Raw genomic sequence first — 19,812 nt, forward strand, 5'->3', positions numbered from 1 at the left:
GGTTACTGCGCCCAGGGTGGGCTGACGCGGTCACCGCCGGGGGCCTGGGCGTAGGCGCCGACGGGGAGGATGGCCATGGCCTCGAAGGGTTCGTCGCCGGGGACGGAGACCTTGAAAACGGTGTTCGCCGGGATCACCAGGGCGTCGCCGGCGCGGAAATCGCATGTCTGGCCGTCTATCTCGACGCGGGCGGCTCCGGCGAGGGCGACGAAGATCTCCTCGCGGGACACTGCGTGCGCGTGACCGGGGTTGCCGGGGTGCATGGTGAAGCGCCAGACGCTGTTCTCTTCGGAGCCGCGGCTGGGTGCGGCCAGGCCGGTCGCGGTCATGAGCGGAGCTTCGAAGGTGGGGGCGTCGGCGGCTTTGATGAGTGGCATGATGCCTCCTAGATGTTCAACCAAGGTGTTCAACTACAGTTGAATATATGTCTTCGCGAAAGGAGCGTCAACACATGGATTTCGGCGTACTACTGGGCCAGGCTTATCAGTCGTTCGTGCAGCAGCTGCACGCCCACCTCGCCGAGCACGGTCATGTGATCCTCGGCGCTTCCTACGGGTACGTCCTGCGCGCGCTCGCCGAATCCCCCTGCACCGCAAGCCAGCTGGGCGAACAACTCGGCATCACAGCCCAGGGCGCGGCCAAGGTCGTCGACGAGATGGTCCGGCACGGATATGTGGAGCGCCGACCCGACCCGATCGACAAGCGTGCCAAACGGCTGCACCTCTCCCCGAGAGGGGACGACATGCTTCGCATCGTCCGCGAGTTCCACGCCGACTACGAGCGCCGGCTCGCCGGACGCATCGGCGCCGAACAGGTGGCCACCACCCGCGCCGTGCTCGGCGAAATCATGAGCGAAGCGCTGGATTCCGGGCGGGCCAAGACCTTCCGCCCGCTGTGACCTCGCCGGTCACGGCGGTTCATGCGCAACGGAAAGCGCGCTGACCGCTGCCGCGCCCGATACGACGTGGGTCCGCTCAGACGCCGGGAGTCAATTGCTTCCGGGCACGTTCGACGCGGCGTTCGACACCGTCCAGGTGTTTCTGCGCACGCTGCAGGGCCTCGCGAGCCGAACGCTCGGTGGCGGCCGTGAACCGGTGGCGGTGTTCGGCTTCGGTCAGCTCGCCGCGCAGGGCTTCGATGCGGTCGTCGAGATCAGCGAGATCGGCGGCCGCGGAATCGTGGTTGGATCGGGCGGAAGTCACAGCGGCGCGGGCGGATTCGACTTCGGCGAGCATCTCCTGGAGCTCGCGCCGCACCTCGGCCTGTGGATCGGGGGCGGGCCGCGCGGCCGATTTCTCAGCGCGATCCGCGGTGGGATCGGCTGTCATCGAGCGCGTTTCGAAGCTGCGAGGCACATCGCTGGGAACCGCGGTCAGCGCGGCGGGGCCGAATCCCTCGTAAGTGGCTGCGGCGGTGAGGGTTCCGGCGCGGAGCCCGTCGGCGACCGACTGATCCGCCAGGGCCCCTTGCAGGCTCGCGCCGATATCGCGCAGGACGGGTTCGGTCAGGCGCTGGCCCCGGCCCGCCGCCAGCTCGGCGGCCTTGCGGGTGACGGCGTTGACCACTTTCTGCCGCTGCGTGGTGAGGGCGCGCAGCTGTTCGGCCGACAGTCGGCGCTGGGCATCGCGCAGGGCATCGCCCACCTCCAGCAGTGCGCGGACATCATCGCTCGCCTCACGAGACAGCAGATTCAGCGCCCATGCGGCGACCGTCGGCCGCCGGAGCTTGCCGATGGCGGCGGCCAGGGCCTTGTCCCCGGCGTCGCGGGCCTGCCGCACCCGCTCGGTGCGGGCGGCCACGAACTCGGCGGGCGGGAGCCCGTAGAGTTCGGCCACGACCTGGTCGAGCGTCATGCCGCCCTAGCCTACGGGCACACCCGCCACCCGCCCGCAAGATGGCATGGTCAGCGATTGGCCTGCCCGGAAGCCCGGCCGATCAGCGGACTCGGCGGCTAGTTGTTGGCGCGTTGGATGGAGCGTCGAACCAGGCCGCGGATGCCGGGGAGCTGGATTGCGCGGAGCATCAGTTCGCCCGCCCACACATGTGTGCGTGACGGCGGGGCGAATCGGCTGATTCCCTTCCGCGCCAACGCCTGTCGCTTGTTCACCTCCGGCCGCACTGTCGTCTCCCAGGCGTCGAGGGCGGCGGGAATGTCGTCGCCGTGTGCCGCTAGCGCGGTGCCGAGCCGGTCGGCGCCGTCGAGGGCGAGGGCGGCGCCGTAACCGGCGAATACTGTTACGCACCAGGCCGCGTCGCCGAGCAGGACGACTCGGTCCTGGCTCCAGCGGTCCATCACGATCTGGCCGACCGAATCGAAGTAGGCGGTGCCGGGCTCGGCGTCGAGCTGACGGAGTGCGTCGGCGACACCGCCGCCGAGATCCCCGAACGCACGGGTGAGGGCGGGTGCGGCACCGAGGGCGAGTTCGGTGGCGGGGGTGGGGCAGCGGTAGGCGAAGAACGCCGAGGATCTGGCCGGTCCCAGGTTCATCACCGCGGCCGTACGTCCGGGGCCGATGTACGTGGTGCCGACACCATCGGGCATGTGAGCGGGAGGTGTTTCCAGCGGAAATGCGCCCACCATATGGCCCAGGTCCACGAAATACTCGGACTCGGGACCGAATACGAGCTCTCGAACCCGGGAGTGCACGCCGTCGGCGCCGACGAGGAGTTCGGTGTGGAGGTGGGTGTCGTCGCTGAGGGTGACGTCGACCTCCCCAGGGGTCTGGGTAATCGCCCGCACCGTGGTGCCGAAACGGATATCGGCGAACTCGGCGACGGCGTCGTACAGTGCCGACTCCAAATCGCCGCGGAACAAGCTCAAGGTCCGGTTCCCGACAGCGGCCTCGGTGACAGCGGCGGGAATCCTGAGCTTCTCCCGGCCGTCGGCGTGGACGAGGACCGAGGTGAAGAATCCGATATCGCGCGGGGTCAACGCCGGTAGCAGCCCGAGCCGCTCGGCAGCGGTATATCCGGGTCCGTGCAGGTTCAGCAGGTAACCGCTACTGCGGCGACTCGGCGCGTGTTCGACCACGACGACGTCCCAGCCCTGCTGACGCAATCGCAACGCGGCAGCCAAGCCGGCGATCCCTGCGCCGACGACCGTCGCCCGCCTGCCCGAAGACTCAGCTTGCCGGCGCGCAGCGCTGTCGAAGACTTCCATCGCGACTCCTCGGTTCGATGTGCTGTCGGCGAAAGCCACTCACGAACTATCGCCATGCGTCAACTAATAGTTGACTGCTAGCCAATCGTCAACCGTTGGTTGACTCCGCGTTACGTGCGGTTCCGCCAACCACGTCTGGTTCGAGCTGCACGAAGACCTGATAGGCACGCTGGGTATCGACAGGACACTCATCCCGCCCCCGTAAGTGGGCGATCCGGCCCTGCATCCGCGCATGATGGCGGTGGAGTAGCGCCACTGTCGAAGAACAAGCAGCCGCATTCGAACCGCCACGCGCACAAGCTCATTGAGTCCTTGCCTGGCGTTTTGGGTGGGGGCTCAGCTGTGTCTGGGCCGTCTGCGTGGCCGGTTCGGTGAGCGCGGCGAGTGGCGTGGGCGCGACACCGGCGGTCAGTCGAGCAAGAACTTCAGGCGATCGTCGGCTTGCCCGGCCGCGATCTCGACGATGTCGGCGGTCACGACGTCGGCCGCGACGAACGGGTCTTGCGCGACTCGCCGCTGGAGATCTTCCGCGGAGGTGTTGTGGGCCAGGACCGCTCCTCCGACACCCGGTTTGATGCTGCCGACCAGGAGGAACACCTCGTCGTCGAACCCCTGTTGGATCCACTGCTGGTGGCCGGGCAGGTGCTGCGGCGCATCGGCCTTCTTTGCGGAGAACTTCAGCAGCACTACGAACATGGTTGTCTCGCTTCTATTTTCGTGAGTTGTCGACGTGGGTGTCGAGCCAGTCGTGGAGTCGCTCGACCTCGCGGCAGATGAACCGCTCGTCGTGGAAGGCGTTGGCCAGCGTGGCCACACCCTGGCTCGCGGCCAGCAGGTGCATGGCCAGGTCGTCGGCATCATCGCCATGGCCGAGCTGGGTGAACTGCTCGCTCAGCCAATCTCGGAACAAGGTGAACAGCCCGCTGGCGGCATGGAGGGCGGTGTGGTCGAGTTTGGCCAGCTCGCTGGTCAAAGTGCCGACCGGGCAGCCGTAGGTCTGGATGTCGACACGATTGACCAGCAGGATGTCGATGAATGTGCGGATGCGGCCGGCCGGGTCGGCTGCCTCGGATTCCCAACGTTCGAGCATGGCGCGCGTGCCGGCGAGGCGAGCCACGATGACCGCGTCGAGCAGGTCGTCCTTGGCCTTGAAGTGGTGGTAGAAGTTGCCGCGCGACAGATGGACGACCTCGGCGATGGACGCGAACGAGGTCTGCTCGAAGCCCCGGTGGTAGAACAGCTCGTCTGCGGCGGTGACGATCTGTTCGCGAGTTGTCTTGCCGCTCAACGAAATACCCTGCGCGCCGTTTCTGTCAATCGTGAACTGTGCACCGTGGGCCTCCCTCGATTGGCGTTACGCCATGTCTAGGACGTGTGTCCTAGACATGAGGCTAGTACACACGACCTAATGGGTCAAGATCATGATTGCAGGCGGCCGACAACGGTGTTTCGGACATAGTTATCCGCAAGGGCGATCAAGCTCCGTCGTATTCCGCATGGCGCTCACAGATGACGACGAGTCGTGACAGTGACTACCGGCGCACCCACCCCTGGGCGACATCGGGTAGGTTCCACCATGAAACATAGTGGAGTGGAGTAGATTTCAGCTCCCAACCGTCCGAGAGGGCATCGAAGAAGGCGTCATCGCCAGTCTTGCCGCCCTTCGGCTCGCCGATGAAGATCAGCCGCTGACCTCCGTGCGCAGCGAACCTCGCAAGGGCTTGGGAGGCCATCGGGCTTCCCCATCCGGGCGGCCAGCACATCAGTAGCGTGTGATCGGCGTTCCCCGCGGTCCGGGCAAAGTATTGCTCCAAATCGCCGACACTGTGCCAGATGTCGCGTTGACCGGCAGCGCCAGGGAACGAGATGTTGTCGGTGATATCCGGCGGTTCCGAGTCATAGGCGTTTACCTTCATCCCCGCATGTTCCAGCTGCGCCGCCCAATACCCGCGTCCTGCACCGAGTTCCACTACCGGACCGGCTGCACAGAACTCCCGGACCCACGCGATCGTTTCGGGCGAGGGTATGGCGTACGCGTATGCGGCCTGGAGGATTGTCTGCGCGAACGCGAGCCGGGCGCTCCCGGACGGTTGGCCGCCATCCACGACCCATCGCCCATCTCGCTCCGAGACTGCCGACTCCACGATGTCCCAGTACGGGTTTCCGCTCGAAGACTCGCCGCCCGTCATGTAGTGCACAAACTTCAGGTCGAACGCTGCGTCGGCTTGCTGATCACCCGTGCCCGGCAGCATCGGTGCCGTCTCCAGGTACTCCGCGACCTTCGGATACTGGGAGCGCAATCGCTGCTCGTCACCGAGTAGAGCCGCGAGCTCACTCCGCCGCTCCGGGGTCAGCGTGAGATCAGCCATGCACCAATTCTGCCTCTCTGCTGATCGATCTCGGCTCGCTTCAACAGATGTCGGCCAAATCCGATGCTGCACAGCAGGATCGGATCGATCCGTGCTCGTCCGAACGAAAGTCGGGCCCTTCAGGAGCTACTTCTCGGATGGATGTCCCTCGGCCCCGATTACTCGGCGGGGTCATGGGTTTGGGCCGCCGCCCATACCGCGATCTGGGCGCGGGAGGTGAAGCCCAGTTTGGTGAGGATATGTTCGATATGGCCCTGCACGGTGCGCGGCGAGAGGACGAGGCGATCGGCGATCGCCTTGCTGGTCAGTCCTTCGGCGACGAGGTCGGCGACCTGGCGTTCGCGGGTGCTCAGGGGCTCGGGCGAATGATCGGCTGACGACGGGGCTGGAGGGCGCTCGCCGAGGGCGAAAGCGACTGCGGCGTCGAGACTCATCGAGGCGCCTTCTCGCCGCGCCGCGTCGAAGGCCCTCCCGCCGAGGATGCTGCGGCTGCGCTGCTCGCATTCGTCCTGGTAGGGGCCATGGCGGCCGAGGACGGTGGAGCTGCCGGCCAGGCGTCCCAGCGCATCGGCCGCGCCCAGGAGGACGGCCGCGCGCTGAGCATCGTGCTGCTCGGCGGCGATCCACGCCAGCGTCGCGAGACAGCCGGTGGCGACGAGCGGATCGGAGGCCTTGCGGGCCAATCGAATTCCCTTCGCGAGCGAGCTCGTGGCACGGTCGGGGTCACCGGCGCGCCATGCGGCGAATCCCATCGACCACAGTGCCCACGATCGATAGATCGTTTCGCCGGCGGATTCGGTCAGATCGAGCGCCTTGTCCAGACAGTCGAGGGCTCGGGCGGTATCGCCTTGCAGCGCATAGGCCCATCCCAGCGAGACCCGTACATCCAACTGCATGGTGCTTTCACCGCAGAGCTCGTAGGTGCGCAGCGCGTGTTCCAGATCGGCGATCGGGCCGGACAGATCACCCACGCTACTGGTGAGAGCGTAATTCGCCTGGATGTGTGCGAGCACCGCCGGGACTATCGGGTCGGTCGTCTGCTCGGCCAGGCCGGCCAGCTCCGTGACATGGCCGGCGGCGGCTGTCAGGTCACCCTGAAGCCCAGCCATCAAGGTGGCGGCGTGGAGCGCCTTGGCCCGGTCCGTCGGCCGGCCACCGGGAAGGCGGGCGAGAATCCGCTCATACCACCGGCGACCCTCGCCGATCCGGCCCCGCAACATCCAGAACATGTACAACGGAGCGGCGATCCGCAGTCCGCCCTCCTCGGCGTCGATCAGGCTGAACTCCAACGCTTTCGAAATGTTCGGTAGCTCGCGCTCGAGCCGTTCGACCCAGTCCAACTGGTGCGGCCCGATCCAGTCGACATCGGCCGCGTGCACCAGTTGCTCGCACCATTCCAGATGCTGTCGGCGCAGGAGCGGATATTCTCCGGACTCCTCGGCCTTCTGCTGACCGAATTCGCGGACTGTTTCGAGCATCTGGAACCGCACCGAACCGGCCACTTCCTTGCGGACGAGGATCGATTTGTCCACCAGACCCGACAACGTATCCAGCAAATCCGGCTCGGTCATGCCTGCCGAACACACCTGCAGCACCGCGTCGAGCTCGAACCCGCCGGTGAACACCGACAGCCGGCTCCACAGCCGCTGTTCGTCCGGTGTGCACAGGTCATGGCTCCAGTCCATGCAGTACTGCATGGTCTGTTGCCGTCTGGGTGCGCTGCGGCTGCCCCGAGTCAGGAAGGCGTAGCGGTCGTCCAGCCGGGCCAGGAGCTGTTCGATGGACATCGTCCGCAGGCGTGCCGCGGCCAGTTCTATGGCCAGCGGCAGGCCGTCCAGCCGGGCACAGATCTTGGCGGTGTAGGCCCTGTTGTCATCGCTCAGTTCGAACCTCGGCACCGCCGCGGCCGCTCGTTCCGCGAAGAGTGTCACCGCGGTGTCGCCTGGCACGGTCCGGACCGCCGGATCGGCGGCCAACTCGGGTATCTCCAGCGGCGGCAGCCGATATACCGCCTCGCCCTCGATATCCAGGGCTTCACGGCTGGTGGCCAGGATCCGCACGCCCGGGCAGGTTCGGATGAGTGCTTCGGCCAGCTGTGCGACCGGCTCGACCATGTGCTCGCAGTTGTCCAACACCAGGAGCAGATCATGGGGTGCCAGTAGCTCGATCAGCGTGTCGAGTGTCGATCCACCGCCGTGGTCGGACACACCGAAGATGGCGGCAACGACGTTCGGCAACGATTCGTTGGCACGCAGGTCGCCCAGTTCGATCAGCCAGACCCCGTTCTCGAATTTCCGCCGCAGGGTGTGAGCGACGCGCAAGGCGAGCCGTGACTTGCCTACGCCCCCGATCCCGGTCAGCGTCACCAGACGCGAGCCGGACAACAGGTTCCTGACATCGGACTGCGGGGTCCTCCGATCCACGAAGCTGGTCATCTCCAACGGGAGATTCCCCGTCCCCGCCCGCAAGCCGTCGCCGCGGAAATGCGTGACCGCGTGCGGCTTCGCCTCGGCCGACGTCGCGGCGGGTTGCGGCTCGGCGGGCAGCGCCATCCTGTCGACCGGGAGACCGTGGTCGTTTTGCAGCCGGCGCAGCTGCTCGCCCAACTCCGCCGCGGTGGGCCGGTCGAGCGGGTCACGAGCCATCGCCGCCTCGATGACCGCGCACATATCGGCGGGGATGCCCGATTCGCGCAAGTCCGGGATCGGCTGAGTGGTGATCCGCACGAATTGAGCCACCATTTGTTCGCCACTGCGGCGCTCGAACGCGGCGTGCCCCGTGAGGGCCGAGAACAGCGTGGCGCCCAGTCCGTACACATCCGAAGCCTGAGTCTGTGCCCGGCCTTCGAGAACTTCGGGTGCGGTGAACGCGGGCGAGCCGGTGATCGCGCCGGACGCCGTCTCGTATCCGCCTGCGAAGTGGGCGATCCCGAAGTCCGTCAGCGCCGGCTCGCCGTAATCGGTCAGCAGGATGTTGGCCGGTTTGACATCACGATGCAGAACACCCAGCCGATGGGCCGTCTCCAAAGCCCCCGCTGTCTTCACCCCGAGGTGGAGGACCTCGGCCAGCGGCAACGGACCGTCGCGTCGGATGCGTGCGTCGAGGGAGCCCCGGGAATGGTAGGGCATCACCAGATACGGGCGTCCGGTTCCGGTCTCCCCGATCTCGAGCATGTCGACGATATTGGGATGGCCGGTCAGCCGACCCATCGCGTGCTGCTCGCGCAGAAAGCGTTCGCGATTCTCCGGAAGTTCGCCGGTGAGAACTTTGACCGCCACCGTGCGGCTGGCGGCGATCTGACTGCACCGGTACACCGCGCCGAAACCGCCCCGGCCGATCTCCTCGGCGTCTCCGAATCCGGCCGCGTTCAAGTCCGTGATGACATCGACACGGACATCACGCTGCGTCTCGAATGGGTCGCCGTCAACCATCCGTCGCTCGCAACCGCGGCACGTCAGTCAGAATATCGCCGCCCGTCGCCTCCGGCCACGCCGCTCGTCGGGCAGCTCGGGTGAAGCAGACGCGACGCCCGGCGAAAGCATTACCGGAAAACACGTGGTCGGCTGTCGAACCGCTTCGCGCGCAGAGTGATCGAGCCCCGCCCTGTGGATCCGGGCGGGGCTCGATCGTGCCCGGCCGTCTGCCGTGGCCGGTTCGGAGGCGAGTCCTGCGCTACTTGCTGGACCCGAAGCCGCCGAGCAGCGAGCTGAGGCCCGCGAGAACGCCGTCCGCGCTGCCGGTGTTGCCCGTGCCCGGGGTCTTGGAAATGGTGATCGAGGGCCCCTTGGTGTCGAAGGTGTGGTAGCCGAGGCTCGACAGGTAGTTGAAGCCGGTCTCGAGCGCACCGGTCTGCTTCGAGCAGTCGGCGCCGACCTTGTACTGGGCGCTGAACGTGGGCGATTGGGCGCCACCGTGCTTCACGACCATCTTGAAACTGGTGGCGGTGAAATCAGCCGAGATGACCTCGTCGTCGACCATGAGGTTGTTCTCGACCGCGTGGTCACCGCTGTTGTCGGTCATCTTCGCCGATTTCGCGACATAGGTCAGGCACGACGGGCGGTAGTCCGCGACATAGTCGATCGTCTCGTCGGTGGAGCCCTTCTGCTCGAACTTGGTGCTGACGGTGATCGTCTCGCCGACCGCCGGCGTCGTGTTGCTCACCGTCCGGGTGTAGTGGCTCGTGCCGTCGTCCCAGGTGATCGTCGAAGGGGCCGCGCCGGCCGTGGCGGAACCCAGCAGCGTCCCCGCGCCGAGGGCGATGGTGGCGGCCGCACCGACAGCGATACGGGCGGTTGCGTACGTCATGGTGATGTCCTTTGTCGTTGAATGCATGGCTGCGGGATCTCGCTGATCGCTAATTGGTGCGGACTTTCAGGCCGGGGTTTGTCGCGAGAATCGAGTTGATCGGTTGCCCTACCGTCTTACTGCGGCTACCACCATGGCCGACAACCCGATAACAATGGACTATTTGACTCGAAGGCGCATGTATATCGGGTTTCCCGCTCATATCGGAAATGCTCCGACCCCACGAAAGGCGCAATTACTTAATTATAGTTGCTGTGACGTTTGTCAACAGCTCATCGGGTGGTTCCGGCCCGGGGGAGTACCGGACCGGAACCACCCAGGGCCGCGGTCAGTTCGGCTTTTGCGTACCGGCCGAGCCGCTGCTCATCAGCTTCTTCAGCTCCGCGAGGATGGCGTCCAGTCCAAAGTTGCCCAGGGAACCCATTTCTCGTCTCCTTCTATCAGGTGTTCTTTGTGAGCGAGCTGTGCTCACGCCGGAGACGTTAGTCAGGACTGGATTTCAAGAGAAATCACATTTTCGGGTCCACTCACAACCGTCGATTGTTGTTCTTTGCGAGTAAACCCACTGCTCAGGCGACAGGTTGTTTGACAATAATATTTGATGGATAGTCCGGTAAATGTTGTTTCAGTTTCTTTCCCGAGCTCTCTAACATTCATGCCGCCGAGCAGTACGACGCCGATGAGTCGGCGAGGCGAGCGAGAGGGCCGCGCGGACGAAATTGCCACGTGCACAGACTGATTGAGCCCCACCCGATGATCCGGGCGGGGCTCAGTCCTGTGGCTCTCCGTGGCCGCGGGGTCGGTCAGTGGTCGGCGACCGGGGTGTTCTGGCAGAAGGTGAGCAGCCAGCGGCCGTCTTCCTTGGTCATGCCGTACAGCGGCGAGCCCTGGGCCTGGAGTTCATCGGCGTGGTTGAAGTACTGCTGGCGGACCTTCACCGCGGCCACGTCCGGCCGGATGAAGCGGATGAAGAACGGCTCGTAGGTGGCGTAGCCGTCCTTGGTGGCGCCGGGGAGTACGGCGCGGGTGAACTCGGAGATCTCGGTGAGGCCGTTGAGGAATTTGCCGCCGCCGGTGGTCCAGATGGCATCGGGGTGGAACAGGGCGAGGAAGGCGTCGGCGTCCTCTGCGCGCTGCGCCTCGGCCACCGCGGCCACGACGGCGTGGATGGCGGTGATGTCTTCGGTCCGATCGAGTTCCGTGGTTGTCATGTCACAATCTTCGAACCCCAACCCCACTCGAGGTCAATGACCGAGATCGGTGGCTTCGGTTACAGTGTGAGGCGATGACTACCGGGACTGGCTTGCGCCGCACACGGATTGGTTACCCGGTGCTCCGCTGAGCGCCGCACGGGCTCCGCCCTCGTCGTGTTGATCACAGCACATCAACTACGACAAGAGGATTCGACGATGACTCACACGCGCGGTATGTCGGTCGACGTGCACACACCCGATGGTGTCGCCGACGCGTATCTCACCTGCCCGGACGATGGCGCCGCCCATCCGGGAGTGCTGGTGATTCAGGACGGCTTCGGACTGCGGCCCAGCCTGCGGGCGCTAGCCGATCGGATCGCCGCCCACGGCTACACCGTCCTGCTGCCCAACGCCTACTACCGGCACGGGCGGGCACCGGTGATCGAGCTGCCGGACCTCATCGACCCGGTACAGCGGCCCGAGATCTTCCAGCAGCTCTTCCCCATGATCCGCGAGCTGACACCGGACGTCCTGCGTTCGGACGTCGGCGCCTACCTCGCGTGGCTGGCGGTGTCGCCGCAGGTCACCGAGGGGAAGATCGGCGTCACCGGCTACTGCATGGGTGCGCGGCTGGCGGTCGTGTCCGCCGCCATGTTCCCGGACAGGATCGCGGCGGTGGCCGGATTCCACGGTGGCCCACTCGTCACCGACACCCCGGACAGCCCGCACCTGACGGTCGGAAACATCACCGCGGAACTGTATTTCGCCCACGCGGGCGACGATCACCACATGACCCCGGAGCACATCGCCCAGTTCGACAAGGCGCTGGACGCCGCCGGCGTCCGCCACCGCACCGAGGTCTACGAGGGCGCCCAGCACGGCTACACCCAGGCCGACACCGCGGCCTACGACTCCGAAGCCTCCGAACGGCACTACCGCGAACTGCTGGCCCTGTTCGACCGCACTCTGATCCGGTAGCGGAGGAAACCCGATCAGCTGAGCCCCCACCCGGTGTCCGGACTGGGGCTCGGCTGCTGACGGTCCGGTTCAGCGGTGGCCGCCCACGCCGCCTTCGTCGTGACCGTTGCCCATATCGCCCTCGTTGTTGTGATCGTCGGGGAAGGACGTGCAATACGGATTGTTCACATCGGGGTACGGGCAGAGCTCTGAGTCGGGGCCCGTGCCCGCGGTGCCGGGATCGTCTGGATCGGCGGCGGCGACGCCCGCGCCGAACGCACCGCGAGAATGGCCGTGGCCAGCCCCAATGCCGCGCGCTTGGATCTCATGGGATGCCTCCTGGTATCGAGTGCCCACAGCGACCGCACCCTTCGGAAGCTAGCCCAAAGTTCGCCCGATGTGCATGGATGTTGCAGCACTGTGCTTTGACGAGCCCAGGTCAGCGGCGGCGCTCGCGGCGATCTCCCGGGTCCGCAGGGCGCGCCGTTCGCGCGCCCGGCCAGCTCCGCTGGAGCGGATTCGAACGAATCCTGCACCAGTGCAACAGGATCGGCGGCCGCCGGAGCTGCCGCGTCACTCGTGAACATGCAGATCGCCATCGTCGAGACGAGCCGAGGCGGCGCAGCCATTCCCGAGATCGATCCCATTCGCTCGAATCGTTCGATGAGTTCGCGAGCGAGGACTACTTCCGAGCCCCCATCCGGGGGCCTCGGACCTCGCGGCCGGAGCGCCGCGCGCCGACCCGGTGGGTGATGATGGTGCGATGAACCCCGGTTCGCAGGAGAGCTTCCCGACCGACCTGGATACCCGTCTTCTCGCGGCCGCTATCGCCATTGCGGGGAGGGCGCGGGAACGGGGTAATCACCCATTCGGGGCGTTGCTCACCGGGCCCGATGGGACGGTGTTGCTGGAGGCCGAGAACACGGTGGTGACCGGACGGGACGCGACCGGGCACGCGGAGACGAATCTGGTGCGGGCGGCCACTGCGGCTTACGATGCCGAGTTTCTGCGTGGCTGTACGGTTTACACCAGTTGTGAGCCCTGTGTCATGTGTGCCGGGGCGATCTATTGGGCGAATATCGGGCGGGTGGTTTATGCACTCGGGGAAGACCAGCTGCTGGGGCTGACCGGGGCGAATCGGGAGAACCCGACGATGGCGCTGACGTGCCGGGCGGTATTCGCGGCGGGGCAGCGGAGGATCGCCGTGGTGGGGCCGGTCGAGCTCGCGGAGGCATGGGCCGTCCATGGCGGGTTCTGGCGCGGAACGACGGCGTAGTAATACCTTCCAGCGCATAGGTATTCGACGTTTCCGGAGGTCGCGACGGGGTCGCCGGATGGTAGCGGACGGTCGGCTCGGAATCGGCTGAATGACACCTGTGAAAATAGCGGCGCGACGCGCGGAAAAGCGCTCGAAATTTACATGCCGCCTGCGGCGCGGTGCGCTGGTGTTCCGCTATCGTTCATCCCACTATCCGATGCTGCTACTGGCGCGCCAGGGCTGGTTCGTCGATTCCGGAGTGGGTGGCCGGGGCGGCCAATGCCTGACGCGACCCCCGACCGTCTCCGAAAGATCGAGGGAACGTGCCCGTACCCGTTACTCTGACCGGCCGTCTGGTACGGCTGGAACCCCTTGCGCCGCAGCATGCGTCGGGTCTCGCGGAGGCCGCGGCGGGGAATCGCGACGACTATGCGTTCACTCCTGTCCCGCACGGTGTGGACGAGGCGCTGGAATACATCGCCCAGGCACTGGCCGGGCATGCCTCGGGCACCTCGGTGGCCTTCGCCATCGTGGCCATGGCCGGCGGCCGGATACTGGGCTCGACCCGGTTCACCCGCTTCGACTATTGGCAGGGTCCGGTGGTGTGGCCGCTGGTCCACGGCGCGCCCAGTGACGATCCGCTGCTGGCGGTGCCGGACGCCGCCGAGATCGGGAACACCTGGCTGTCCCGGGAGGCCCGTGGCGCGGGCATCAACCTGGAGTCCAAACTGCTGTTACTCCAACACGCCTTCGAGGTGTGGCGGGTGCGGCGCATCGCCATGCGCGCCGACGTCCGGAACCTGCGCTCCCGCATGGCGATCGAACGGCTCGGAGCCACCAGCGACGGGGTCCGGCGGGCGCATTCGCGCGGGCTGGACGGCGAGGTGCGCAGCACCGCGTTCTATTCGATCCTGGAGGACGAGTGGCCCCATGTCCGGGCCATCATCGAGGGCGAACTGGCGGCGCTGCCCGCGCCGGGGACGCGCAGTCGTCTGGTCGGCGCGTAGGCCGGAGAAGCGCCCGCGAACCCGATCGGACCGGCCGAAAGACCGGTCGGTCCGATCGATGGCCGGCGACTATAATTCCGGGTGTTGCACCGGTCGGGCGTCGAGGAGGGATCTGTCCGAGTCTGGTCACTCGACGAGCCGGCACCACCTCGGATGACCATGCCAGCAACCGTTCTCCCGAAGGAGCGGCGCATGCCCGACCCCATGCGCACGAAAGTCTGCCTCTCCGACAGCGTGTCCGGATCCCCGGTCCTGAGCCTGTTCCTCGTCCCCGAACCCCGCGTGCCCGGAGCCGGAGTCCTGCACCTGGTCGAGCAGACGCCGCTCGCCGCCGGACCCCGCTGGTCGCCCGACCCGATCCCGAGCCCCAACCCCCACCTCGTCGAGTGGTTGCACGCGCACGGCGTACCCAGCATCCGAACCCGATTCCTGGCCTTCACCGCCGGACAGCACGACCCGCACCGGATGCACGTGGTCCTGCACGATCACTTCATCGCCGATCCGGAGCCCCCCATCGGGCTGGACGCGGACGATCCCGACGAGCTGGCCCGGCTCGAACTGCTCCCCGAACACTGGCTCGGCCCGCGCCGCATCGACGACTTCCACAACTACGCCGTCCGGTCCGCCATGCTCGCCGTCTACCGGCATTTCGGCGTCGACCGGCGCATCCCGCTCATGTACCACGGATACGCCGAACCCGAGGACGGCTGGTTCGAGATCCCGGCCGCGGAGGCCTAGTCGAACGGGACCACGGTCAGCAGCCACCATGGCCGCTGCGGCGACCGGAACTCGAAGGTCTGCACGTACATCCGCCGCTCCTTGCGGGTCAGCGGATCGTTCATCAGCACTGTGCGCTCGTAGGGCGCGGCCGGGACGACCCCGCTGTCCCACAGGCGATCCCAGTCGGGGGAGCGGCGGGCCAGATTGACGATCTCCTCCACCCGATCCGGCCGCAGCTCGGGGGCGGCGGCCCGGAACGCCGACACCATCACCTGCGCCTCGGCTTCCCAGTCGCCCAGCCGATAGCGGGCCATGGGTTCGAGCAGGATCGCGGTCATCAGATTCGCGCCCGGGCCCGTGCCAGGGAACAATTTCTTGAAGGCGTCGTTGGCTGCGACCACGTCGTAGCCGCCGTCGTGCAGGCAGGCCGGATGCGGGAGGCTGTGTAGCACCGCGAGATCGGCGTCGGGCGGCGGAGAGGGGTCGAACACCCTAGGCAGTGTGCGGGATAGCTCTTCGGAATGACTTCGTATCGAGTTAAGCCGGATCACAAGACTGGGTACTGCCGCAGAATTTCTGCCATATTGAGAGGATCCTGTTTGGTTTTATTCGAAGTGGGTACGGGGGTCGGACACCGGCTATGGCGCTGATACGGATCGGGGTGCTGGGCCCGCTGCACATCAGCATCGATGGCCAGCGTGTGCCCCCGGGCGCGCCCATGCAGTGCGCGGTACTGGGCCGGCTGGTCGCCGCCGGCGGCCGCGTGGTGCCCACCGAACGGCTCATCGACGACCTCTGGCACGGCGACCCGCCCGCCAAAGCCGTTGCCGCGCTCCAGGTGTACATCCACAACCTGCGTCGCGTCTTCGAACCCGACCGGCCCCGCCGCGCCCACTCGCGCGTCATCGTCTCCGAATCCCACGGCTACGCGCTCAACCTCGAACCCAACCAGGTCGACTCCTGGCTCTTCGAACAACTGCTGCACGGGCACGAGGCCGCCATGCGCGATCCCGCCGGACGACCCGAACCCCTCGAACAGGTGCGGGTGCTCGACTCCGCGCTCGCCTGCTGGCACGGCGGGGCCTTCGAATCCTTCCCCGGCATGACCTGGGCGACCCAGGAGACCGCGCGGCTGCAGGCGCTCAAGATGACCGCGGCCGAACTGCGCGCCCAGGCGGCGCTCGAGATGAACCGGCCCGCCGAAGTGGTGCTGGCGCTGCGGCCTATCCTCGAGGAGCACCCCGGCCGCGAGGAGACCGCCCGGCTGCTCGCCCTCGCCCAATACCGACTGGGACAGTCGCTGGACGCGCTCGCCACGGTGCGCCGCAGCCGCGAATTCCTCACCCTCGAATTCGGCGTCGACCCCGGACCCGCGCTGCGTGACCTGGAAACCGCCATCCTCACCCACTCGGTGGACGCCGAGACCGCGCCGCCCGCCGTGGTGGTCCGGCCCGCCGAACCCGAACCCCTGCCCGCCCCGGAACCTTTGCCGGACAGCGGATATGCCGCCCAGCGCGACGCGGTGCTGGCCGCCGCCGAAGCCGCCGCCGAAGGCCACGTGCGGCTGGTCTGGCTGTCCGGCGAGGCCGGGGCCGGGAAGACCACCCTCGCCACCGCCATCACCACGCACCTGAGCGAACGCGGCTGGACCACCGTCTTCGGCCGCTGCCCCGAGGTCGACTCCGCGCCGCCCGCCTGGTCCTGGGCCGAAGTGCTCACCGGACTCGACGCCGCCGACCCCGAAACCTTCACCGCCGCCGACGCTTTCACCCTGGCCCGCCGTGTGGTCCGGTCCTGCCGGGAACGGTCCGCCGGGACACCCGTCGCCATCGTGCTCGAGGACGTGCACGGCGCGGACACCGCCACCCTGCAGGTCCTGCGGCAGGTGGTGAACTGGCTGCGCGACAGCCCGATCCTCATCATCGCCACCCTGCGCGGCACCGAGGCCGGACCGGGCGTCCGCGACACCGCCGCCGCCCTGGCCCTGTTCACCGCCGACCGCATCGAACTCGACGGACTCGACATGGCCGGGACCCGCCGCGCCGCGTCCGCCGCCGGACTCGCCGCCCTCGACGACCGCACCGTCGAACTGCTGCGCCGCCGCACCGGCGGCAACCCGCTGTTCGTGCGCGAACTCGCCAAACTCGTTGCCACCCAGGGCATCACCGACGCACTGCCGGACAGCGTGCGCGACCTGCTCGGGCGCCGGATCGCCCAGCTGCCGCCGGGCGTGGTGGACCTGCTGCGCCACCTGTCGGTCTGGGGCGACAGCGATATCGCCACGCTCGCGGGCTCCACCCGGCAGTCCCACGACACCGTCATCGACCTCGTCGCCACCGGCGAAACCGCGCGGCTGCTGCGCACCGACCGGGCCGGGCGCGTCACCTTCGACCACGCGCTCGTCCGCGAAACCGTCTACTACGACCTGCCCGCGCTGCGCCGCACCCGAATGCACTGGGCCGCTTTCGAATACCTGCGCCACGACCCCGGAGCCGAGACCCGCGACCCGTTCGGCTCGGGACATGAACCCGATGCCGGAAGTTCGTCGGCCCGTCCCCGGACCGACGGTGCGGGCTTCCCCCTCGCGGCGGACCGGGCGCTGTCCGCACTGCGCGGGGCCGACGAAGTGGTCGCCGCCCTCCTCGGAATGCCGGAGTACCCCAACGGATCTCGCATCGATCGTGCGTTGTCGGCGCTGCGCGGCGCGGACGAGGTGGCCGCGGCAACCGGCAACGTCCCAAGTCCGCGCGCGCCGAAACCCGATCCGTCGGCGCTCTCGGCGGCTTCGCTACGGATGGCGGGATTGTTCCAAGCCGGAATCAAGTACGCCGCCGGTGACACCGGCGCTTTCGCGCACGGAAGCGGTGCCAACGCGAGTGGATTGACCGGTACCGCGAGCGGAATGCCGAGCGCGACAAGTGAAATGTCTGGCCCGGCGAGTGGAATGTCCGGCGCGACAAGTGGCGTGCCCGGCAGGGTTGGTGGCGGTCCCGGCGTGGCGGACGGCGTGCGCGGCGCGGTGAGTGGTGTCCCGGGCGTGGCGAACGGCGTTCCCGGGACGGCGAGTGGCATCCCCGGCGCGGCGGGCGGGGTGACCGGAGGGCTGGGCGCGGCGTCGGCGCGCGGCACCCGGGATGCCGCGTACACGTCGGCCATGACAGCTCTGAGTACGTCGGCGATCGGTGGGTTCGCGGCCGAGTTCCCGTTCGCCGGAGCCTATTCCGACATCGAGGAGCCTCGGGTTCCTCGCGGCCGGGATATCGACGAGCTGGCGCATCACGCGGCGCTCGGGGCCGACGGTGAGACCGCGACGGTGGCGCTGCCCTATGTGCGGGCGGCGGCACGGCGGTGCGTGGAGCGGCGGATGCGGGCCGATGCCGTGCGGCGGTGGCGGTCGGTGCTGGCCTTGCACGATCTGGCGGGGCACACCGGGGAGGGTGCGGCGCAGCGGGATCGGCTGGCGGTGCTGGAGGCGCGATGCGAGCTGGTGGTGGCGCTGGCCTACGACGGGCAGCACATCGCGGCGCGGGCGGCGCGGGCGCAGGCGCTGGATCTGGCCCAATCGGTTGGTGGGACAGCGGTTCTCGCGCACGCGGTCACCTGCTGGCCGACGCCGCTGATCTGGTCGGTGCACGACTGGCACACACCGGATCCGGGGCTGCGGGGGCCGTTGCGGGCCGCGTCGGCCGATCCGGTGCAGCCGGTGCGGACGCGAATCATGTTGCAGGTCACCGCTGTCTTCGATCGCGCGGTCGAGGATCCGGCCGCCGCCTGCGTGCTGGCGGCCACCGCGATGGCGCTGGCCGAGCCGCTCGGCGATCCGGATCTGCTGTGCACGGTGCTCAACGCGCAGGCGTTCGCGGCCTTCGCGGCGGCCGGCTTCCTGCGTGCCCACGACCTGCGGCGCTACGCCACCCACCTGCTGCGCATCTCCACCGAGGCCGAGCTCACCGAATTCCGCGCGCTCGCACACTATCTGCTGTTCCGCGCCACCCTCGCCGACGCCGACCTGGTGGCCGCCGCCGAACACGCCGCCCAGGCGGGGGCCTACGCCACCGACGGGCAGCTGCGGCACCTGCTCGACGCCATCGCGCCCTTCGGCATGGTGCTGGAGTTGTTGCGCGGCAACACCGATGAGGTGCTGCGCCTGCTCGCTGCGGGCGGCCCGGGCGTCGACGACCTGGTGGCGCACTCGCTGGAGGGCGCGGCCGAACCGACCCGCGACACCAACGCGCTGCACGTCGGCATCGCCGTGTCCATCGGCTGGCTGCGCGGCGACATGTCGGAGTACCTGAACGACCTGCGCGAACGCACCGCGCTCAAACCCGAGCTGTTCGTCCACGGCTACGCGCTCGCGCTCGTGGACGCGGGCCGCCCCGAGGAGGCCCGCCGCACCCTCGCGGCCGCGCCACCCCTCGCCCCGCAGTTCTGGTCCACCTTCACCGCGGTGAAGGCCCGCCTGGCCATCGCACTCGACGAACCCGCCGAGGCGCGCGACATCTACGCGAAGCTGCTGCCGTACGCGGGCACCGTCTGCGGGCTGGAATCGGGAGCCTCGGCCATGGGGCCGATGGACTTCGTGCTCGCCGAACTGGCCGCCTACCTCGGCGATCACACGCGCGCCGCCGGACACCGGTCCGCCGGGACGGAACTCCAGGCCCGGCTGCGCACCCAGCTGGGCGAGCTCGCGCCCGCGGGCCTGGGCCTGATGCGGGCCGGGCGGCTGGGCGCGATCGGCCACGGCCGCCTCGACCCGGCCGCCGAATCGGCCGCGCGGGCGGCCGAGGGAACTTCCCAGCGGTGTGAGACGTCCTAATCCTCGAGGCCGATCATCGGCCGAAGG

The 19,812-nt window shown here is 67.9% G+C and carries 17 protein-coding genes; 6 read left to right on the forward strand and 11 right to left on the reverse strand.

Translation table 11 applies throughout. From position 1 onward, the window contains the following. Positions 1–2 precede the first annotated feature (2 nt). A complete protein-coding gene (locus ACFRAQ_RS03500) occupies positions 3–377 on the reverse strand; it encodes a cupin domain-containing protein (RefSeq protein WP_379093593.1) in 375 nt (124 codons plus the stop codon). Positions 378–451: 74 nt separating this feature from the next. Between ACFRAQ_RS03500 and ACFRAQ_RS03505 the strand changes: the two genes are divergently transcribed. Next, on the forward strand, positions 452–898 hold the full coding sequence (locus tag ACFRAQ_RS03505) for a MarR family winged helix-turn-helix transcriptional regulator (RefSeq protein WP_379093596.1): 447 nt from the start codon (positions 452–454) through the stop codon (positions 896–898). Between the two features lie 76 nt (positions 899–974). Here the strand turns inward: ACFRAQ_RS03505 and ACFRAQ_RS03510 are convergent, their stop codons facing one another. From ACFRAQ_RS03510 to ACFRAQ_RS03545, 8 genes are all read right to left on the reverse strand, one after another. Next, positions 975–1,853 (reverse strand): hypothetical protein, encoded by an 879-nt coding sequence (locus ACFRAQ_RS03510; protein WP_379093599.1) that lies wholly within the window; start codon positions 1,851–1,853, stop codon positions 975–977. 98 nt (positions 1,854–1,951) lie between these two features. Then, a complete protein-coding gene (locus ACFRAQ_RS03515) occupies positions 1,952–3,160 on the reverse strand; it encodes an FAD-dependent oxidoreductase (RefSeq protein ID WP_379093602.1) in 1,209 nt (402 codons plus the stop codon). Between the two features lie 408 nt (positions 3,161–3,568). Then, positions 3,569–3,847, reverse strand: a complete 279-nt coding sequence (locus tag ACFRAQ_RS03520; RefSeq protein ID WP_379093605.1) for a YciI family protein — start codon at positions 3,845–3,847, stop codon at positions 3,569–3,571. A gap of 22 nt (positions 3,848–3,869) precedes the next feature. Beyond that, on the reverse strand, positions 3,870–4,448 hold the full coding sequence (locus tag ACFRAQ_RS03525; protein WP_379093608.1) for a TetR/AcrR family transcriptional regulator: 579 nt from the start codon (positions 4,446–4,448) through the stop codon (positions 3,870–3,872). A 244-nt stretch (positions 4,449–4,692) separates the two neighbouring features. Further along, positions 4,693–5,529, reverse strand: coding sequence for a hypothetical protein (locus ACFRAQ_RS03530; RefSeq protein ID WP_379093611.1), 837 nt, complete (start codon positions 5,527–5,529; stop codon positions 4,693–4,695). Positions 5,530–5,687: 158 nt separating this feature from the next. Beyond that, on the reverse strand, positions 5,688–8,960 hold the full coding sequence (locus ACFRAQ_RS03535; RefSeq protein ID WP_379093614.1) for a protein kinase: 3,273 nt from the start codon (positions 8,958–8,960) through the stop codon (positions 5,688–5,690). Between the two features lie 241 nt (positions 8,961–9,201). Beyond that, complete coding sequence (locus ACFRAQ_RS03540) at positions 9,202–9,834, reverse strand: hypothetical protein (RefSeq protein ID WP_379093617.1); 633 nt, start codon at positions 9,832–9,834, stop codon at positions 9,202–9,204. An 803-nt stretch (positions 9,835–10,637) separates the two neighbouring features. Continuing rightward, a complete protein-coding gene (locus ACFRAQ_RS03545; protein ID WP_357283247.1) occupies positions 10,638–11,045 on the reverse strand; it encodes an SgcJ/EcaC family oxidoreductase in 408 nt (135 codons plus the stop codon). 198 nt (positions 11,046–11,243) lie between these two features. On the opposite strand from ACFRAQ_RS03545, the gene ACFRAQ_RS03550 reads away from it, so the two are divergent. After that, positions 11,244–12,005 carry a dienelactone hydrolase family protein gene (locus ACFRAQ_RS03550; protein WP_379093621.1) on the forward strand — a complete coding sequence of 254 codons (762 nt, stop codon included), beginning with the start codon at positions 11,244–11,246 and terminating at the stop codon, positions 12,003–12,005. Between the two features lie 69 nt (positions 12,006–12,074). Here the strand turns inward: ACFRAQ_RS03550 and ACFRAQ_RS03555 are convergent, their stop codons facing one another. Further along, positions 12,075–12,341: a hypothetical protein gene (locus tag ACFRAQ_RS03555; protein WP_379093624.1), complete on the reverse strand. Its 267-nt coding sequence runs from the start codon at positions 12,339–12,341 to the stop codon at positions 12,075–12,077. Positions 12,342–12,747: 406 nt separating this feature from the next. Between ACFRAQ_RS03555 and ACFRAQ_RS03560 the strand changes: the two genes are divergently transcribed. From ACFRAQ_RS03560 to ACFRAQ_RS03570, 3 genes are all read left to right on the forward strand, one after another. Then, complete coding sequence (locus ACFRAQ_RS03560) at positions 12,748–13,260, forward strand: nucleoside deaminase (RefSeq protein ID WP_379093627.1); 513 nt, start codon at positions 12,748–12,750, stop codon at positions 13,258–13,260. A 305-nt stretch (positions 13,261–13,565) separates the two neighbouring features. Further along, the gene (locus ACFRAQ_RS03565; RefSeq protein WP_379093630.1) at positions 13,566–14,249 is read left to right on the forward strand and encodes a GNAT family N-acetyltransferase; all 684 of its coding nucleotides are present in this window, start codon (positions 13,566–13,568) and stop codon (positions 14,247–14,249) included. A gap of 192 nt (positions 14,250–14,441) precedes the next feature. Continuing rightward, entirely contained in the window at positions 14,442–14,987 is a 546-nt protein-coding gene (locus ACFRAQ_RS03570) for a hypothetical protein (protein ID WP_379093633.1), read from the forward strand. Here the strand turns inward: ACFRAQ_RS03570 and ACFRAQ_RS03575 are convergent. Continuing rightward, positions 14,984–15,460 (reverse strand): hypothetical protein, encoded by a 477-nt coding sequence (locus tag ACFRAQ_RS03575; protein ID WP_357283257.1) that lies wholly within the window; start codon positions 15,458–15,460, stop codon positions 14,984–14,986. The genes ACFRAQ_RS03570 and ACFRAQ_RS03575 overlap by 4 nt on opposite strands. Positions 15,461–15,609: 149 nt before the next feature. Between ACFRAQ_RS03575 and ACFRAQ_RS03580 the strand changes: the two genes are divergently transcribed. After that, the gene (locus ACFRAQ_RS03580; protein ID WP_379093636.1) at positions 15,610–19,785 is read left to right on the forward strand and encodes a BTAD domain-containing putative transcriptional regulator; all 4,176 of its coding nucleotides are present in this window, start codon (positions 15,610–15,612) and stop codon (positions 19,783–19,785) included. The last annotated feature ends 27 nt before the right edge of the window (positions 19,786–19,812 follow it).

This window comes from Nocardia sp. NPDC056611 (assembly GCF_042792755.1).
Classification (GTDB): domain Bacteria; phylum Actinomycetota; class Actinomycetes; order Mycobacteriales; family Mycobacteriaceae; genus Nocardia.